Raw genomic sequence first — 4,806 nt, 5'->3', positions numbered from 1 at the left:
GGCCGGCAAGCCGCTGCCGCCGGACGTGCGTCCGCTTGAGGTCGAAGTCGTCGCGCTCGACTGGAAATGGCTGTTCATCTATCCGGAGTACGGCGTCGCCATGGTCAACGAACTGGCTGCGCCGGTCGACCGGCCGATCAGCTTTCGCATCACCTCCGCATCGGTGATGAACTCCTTCTACATTCCAGCACTGGCCGGCCAGATCTATGCAATGCCGGGTATGGAAACCAGGCTGCACGCCGTCATAAACAAGTCCGGCGACTATGAAGGGTTCTCCGCCAACTACAGCGGCGCCGGCTTCTCGGGAATGCGGTTCGCGTTCCACGGCCTGGACGACGCCGGTTTCCAGGCATGGATCGCGAAGGCAAAGGACGGCGGCGGCAAGCTCGACCGAAACGGCTATCTGGAGCTCGAACAGCCCAGCGAGAACCAACCCGTGCGCCACTATGCGGCGGTGGATGCCGATCTCTACAAGGCGATCCTCAACATGTGCGTCGAGCCCGGCAAGATGTGCATGAGCGAGATGTCGCAGATCGATGCCAAGGGCGGTCTGGGAATGGCCGGCATCCGCAACACCCTTCCGCTACTGTACGACAAGTTCGCCCGGCGCGGCACGATATTCGGCCCTGCCCCATCCTATGTCGCCAGCATATGCACGACCGAAGAAGCACTGGCGGCTTCGAAGGCCGATCAATCCTTCACGCCGATGACCTCGACGCCGATCGTCGGCGCTGGTCTGCAACGGCCACTGCCCCTGTCGATCCGACTGCCGTCACCTTCCGCAACCGGCACGCTTCGGTCGCCCTTCAACTCCTGAGGCGCCACGCAAGACATGTTCGACAATCCTGCTCTTCTCAAGGCGATCTTCGGCCGGCTTACGCTCGAGTCGCTGCCGCTGCACGAGCCCATCGTGGTCGCGACCTTCATAGTCGTCGCGCTGGGCGGCATCGCCCTCGTCGGCGCGCTGACCTATTTCAAGCTCTGGGGCTATCTGTGGCGCGAATGGTTCACCAGCGTCGACCACAAGCGCATCGGCGTGATGTACATGGTGCTCGGCATCGTCATGCTGCTGCGCGGCTTCAGCGACGCCATCATGATGCGGCTCCAGCAGGCGATGGCCTTCGGCGGTTCGGAAGGCTATCTCAATTCGCATCACTACGACCAGATCTTCACCGCGCACGGCGTGATCATGATCTTCTTCGTGGCGATGCCGCTGGTGACGGGCCTGATGAATTTCGTCGTCCCGCTGCAGATCGGCGCGCGCGACGTGTCGTTTCCGTTCCTCAACAATTTCAGCTTCTGGATGACGGTCGGCGGCGCGGTCATCGTCATGATGTCGCTGTTCGTCGGCGAATTCGCCCGCACCGGCTGGCTTGCCTATCCGCCGTTGTCGGGGATCGGCTACAGTCCCGATGTCGGTGTCGATTACTATATCTGGGCCCTGCAGGTGGCGGGCGTCGGCACGCTGCTGTCGGGCGTGAACCTGGTCTGCACCATCGTCAAGATGCGCGCGCCTGGCATGACCATGATGAGAATGCCGATCTTCACCTGGACCGCGCTCTGCACCAATGTGCTCATCGTCGCCGCCTTCCCGGTGCTGACGGCGGTGCTGGCCCTGCTGGCTCTCGACCGCTATGTCGGCACCAACTTCTTCACGAACGACTTCGGCGGCAATCCGATGATGTACGTGAACCTGATCTGGATCTGGGGCCACCCCGAGGTCTACATCCTGATCCTGCCGGCCTTCGGCATATTTTCGGAAGTGACCTCGGCCTTCTGCGGCAAGCGGCTCTTCGGCTACACGTCGATGGTCTACGCGACCGTCGTCATCACCATCCTGTCCTACCTGGTCTGGCTGCATCACTTTTTCACCATGGGATCGGGAGCGAGCGTCAACTCGTTCTTCGGCATCACAACGATGATCATTTCGATCCCGACAGGCGCCAAGATATTCAACTGGCTGTTCACCATGTACCGCGGCCGCATCCGCTTCGAACTGCCGATGATGTGGACGGTCGCCTTCATGCTGACCTTCGTCGTCGGCGGCATGACCGGCGTGCTGCTCGCGGTTCCGCCGGCCGACTTCGTGCTCCACAACAGCCTGTTCCTGGTCGCGCATTTCCACAACGTCATCATCGGCGGCGTGCTGTTCGGCCTGTTTGCCGGCATCAGCTACTGGTTCCCCAAGGCATTCGGCTTCCGGCTCGATCCGTTCTGGGGAAAGATGTCGTTCTGGTTCTGGGTGGTCGGCTTCTGGTTCGCCTTCATGCCGCTCTACATCCTCGGCTTGATGGGCGTAACGCGCCGGCTGCGCACCTTTGAGGATCCCTCGCTGCAGATCTGGTTCATCATCGCCGCCTTCGGCGCCTTCCTGATCCTGCTTGGGATCCTGTCCTTCCTCATCCAGATCTTCGTCAGCGTGCGCCGGCGCGAGCAGCTTCGCGACGATACCGGCGATCCGTGGGACGGGCGCACCCTCGAATGGGCAACCTCGTCGCCGCCCCCGGCCTACAATTTCGCCTTCACGCCCGTCGTCCACGATCTCGACGCCTGGGCGGACATGAAGAATCGCGGCTACCAGCGTCCGTTGACGGGCTTCCGCGACATCCACATGCCGCGCAACACCGGAGCCGGCGTCGTCCTGGCCGGGTTGAGCGTGGTGCTTGCCATGGCGCTCATCTGGTACATTTGGTGGCTGGCGATCGTCAGCTTCGTCGCCCTGATCGGCTACGCCATCGCGCATACCTTCAACTACGACCGGGACTTCCACATTCCGTCCAGTGACGTCACCCGCGTCGAGGACGAGCGGACACGCCTGCTCGCAGCCACCAGCCAGGCGGGATAAGCACCATGGCACACGCCGACACGGTGATCGACGACACGGTCTTCCACCTGGAAGACGACCACGGCCATGCCGAGAGCGGCAGCAGCACCATGCTCGGCTTCTGGATCTACCTGATGAGCGACTGCCTCATCTTCGCGATGCTGTTCGCGGTCTACGGCGTGCTCGGTGGCAATTACGCGGCCGGACCCGCGCCGAAGGATCTGTTCGATCTTCCGCTGGTCGCGCTGAACACCACCATGCTGCTCCTGTCCTCCATCACTTACGGCTTCGCGATGCTGGAGATGGCGAAGGGACGGGTGAAACCCATGCAGGTGTGGCTGGTGATCACTGGCCTGTTCGGCCTCGCCTTTCTCAGCATCGAACTCTACGAATTCGCCCATTTCATCCACGAGGGGGCGACGCCGCAGCGCAGCGGCTTCCTGTCATCGTTCTTCACGCTGGTCGGAACGCACGGCCTGCACGTCACCTTCGGCCTGGTCTGGCTGGTGGTGCTGATGGTGCAGGTCTCCAGGCACGGGCTGATCGCCGCGAACCAGCGGCGCCTGATGTGCCTGAGCATGTTCTGGCACTTCCTTGACGTCATCTGGATCGGCGTCTTTACCTTCGTTTATCTGATGGGAATGTTGCGATGAGCGCCGGCCACCACACAGACACCAGCGACCAGAGCCACGCGCGTCACGGCGTCGATCACGGCTCGCTGCGCGGCTATCTGACAGGCTTCGGCCTGTCCGTCGTGCTGACCGCCATTCCCTTCTGGCTGGTCATGACCAACGCACTCGGCAATCAGATGGCTTCGGCGATTGCCATCATGGCCTTCGCCGTCGTGCAAATCATCGTCCACATGGTGTTCTTTCTGCATATGAACACCAGGTCGGAGAGCGGCTGGACCATGATGGCCCTGATCTTCACCCTCATCCTGGTGGTGATCGCGCTGACGGGCTCGCTCTGGGTCATGTACCATCTGAACGCCAACATGATGCCCGGCCATGACATGAGTCAGATACCCTGAGAGAGGGACCTGGCTTTGGATGAACAGGCGCGGACGACACCGCATTCGAATACAGGCGACGGCCAAAGGGTTACGCGTTCACCATGGACGCTGTTGGTGCTTTGCCTTTGCGGTGCCATCGGCGTCGCAGGGTTCTCGGCGCTCGGTATCTGGCAGCTGGAGCGCCGCGTCTGGAAGCTCGACCTGATCGAGCGTGTCGACCAGCGTCTCAAGGCGGTACCTGTGGCCGCCCCGGCGCCTTCGGCCTGGCCAGAGATCAACGCCAGGGATGATGAGTATCGCCAGCTTGCCGTCACGGGCCGGTTCCTCGGTGATCGCGAGACCCTGGTCCAGGCGGTCACCGATCGCGGCGGTGGTTTCTGGGTAATGGCGCCGTTCCGAGCGGATGATGGCTTCACGATTCTGGTGAACAGGGGCTTCGTGCCGACGGACAAGCGCGATCCGGCAACCCGCCTCGCAGGCAAGCCCTCGGGTGATCACACCGGAATTCGCGGCCTGCTGCGCCTGACCGAACCGAAGGGCGGCTTCCTGCGCAACAACGATCCGGCCGCCAACCGCTGGTATTCGCGCGATGTGCAGGCGATCGCCACGACGCAATGCCTCGGGCAGGTCGCTCCTTATTTCATCGATGCCGATGCCGCGCCCAATCCGGGAGGGTGGCCGGTCGGCGGCCTGACGGTCGTTTCGTTCCACAACAACCATCTGGCCTATGCCCTGACATGGTTCGGGCTGGCCTTGATGGTGCTGGGCGCGGTCATCTATCTGTTGCGGCAGACTGGGAAACACGGCGGGGGCTGACCGCTGGCCGAGGCAAAGCTGAAAGGAGCAGGCAGGGCAGGCTTCCCGGCACCCCCGCCTCGGGCTGGAGCACCTAGCTAAAACCGCTGGCGAAACGCGACCGATTTGCGTATCACTCCGCCGCGCCAATGGAACCATTTTCGATGTTTGAAGC

5 protein-coding genes are annotated in these 4,806 nt (G+C 62.4%); all 5 read left to right on the top strand.

Annotated features, from left to right (window positions below; all coding sequences use genetic code 11):
• Positions 1–817 (top strand): ubiquinol oxidase subunit II (locus tag EN906_RS23270; protein WP_164777301.1); only part of this gene is annotated, 817 nt, incomplete at its 5' end.
• 15 nt (positions 818–832) lie between these two features.
• Positions 833–2,845: a cytochrome o ubiquinol oxidase subunit I gene (gene cyoB, locus EN906_RS23265; protein ID WP_127272301.1), complete on the top strand. Its 2,013-nt coding sequence runs from the start codon at positions 833–835 to the stop codon at positions 2,843–2,845.
• Between the two features lie 5 nt (positions 2,846–2,850).
• Positions 2,851–3,477 carry a cytochrome o ubiquinol oxidase subunit III gene (gene cyoC / locus EN906_RS23260; RefSeq protein ID WP_127270912.1) on the top strand — a complete coding sequence of 209 codons (627 nt, stop codon included), beginning with the start codon at positions 2,851–2,853 and terminating at the stop codon, positions 3,475–3,477.
• A complete protein-coding gene (gene cyoD / locus EN906_RS23255) occupies positions 3,474–3,854 on the top strand; it encodes a cytochrome o ubiquinol oxidase subunit IV (RefSeq protein ID WP_127270910.1) in 381 nt (126 codons plus the stop codon). Before cyoC ends, cyoD begins: the two co-directional genes overlap by 4 nt.
• A 96-nt stretch (positions 3,855–3,950) precedes the next feature.
• The gene (locus tag EN906_RS23250; RefSeq protein WP_127272300.1) at positions 3,951–4,652 is read left to right on the top strand and encodes an SURF1 family protein; all 702 of its coding nucleotides are present in this window, start codon (positions 3,951–3,953) and stop codon (positions 4,650–4,652) included.
• Positions 4,653–4,806: the final 154 nt, after the last annotated feature.

The organism is Mesorhizobium sp. M7A.F.Ca.CA.004.06.1.1 (genome assembly GCF_003999135.1).
Taxonomy (GTDB): Bacteria; Pseudomonadota; Alphaproteobacteria; order Rhizobiales; family Rhizobiaceae; genus Mesorhizobium.
Note: the sequence above shows the minus strand (reverse complement) of the source record. Positions and strands in the feature narration are given on the sequence as shown.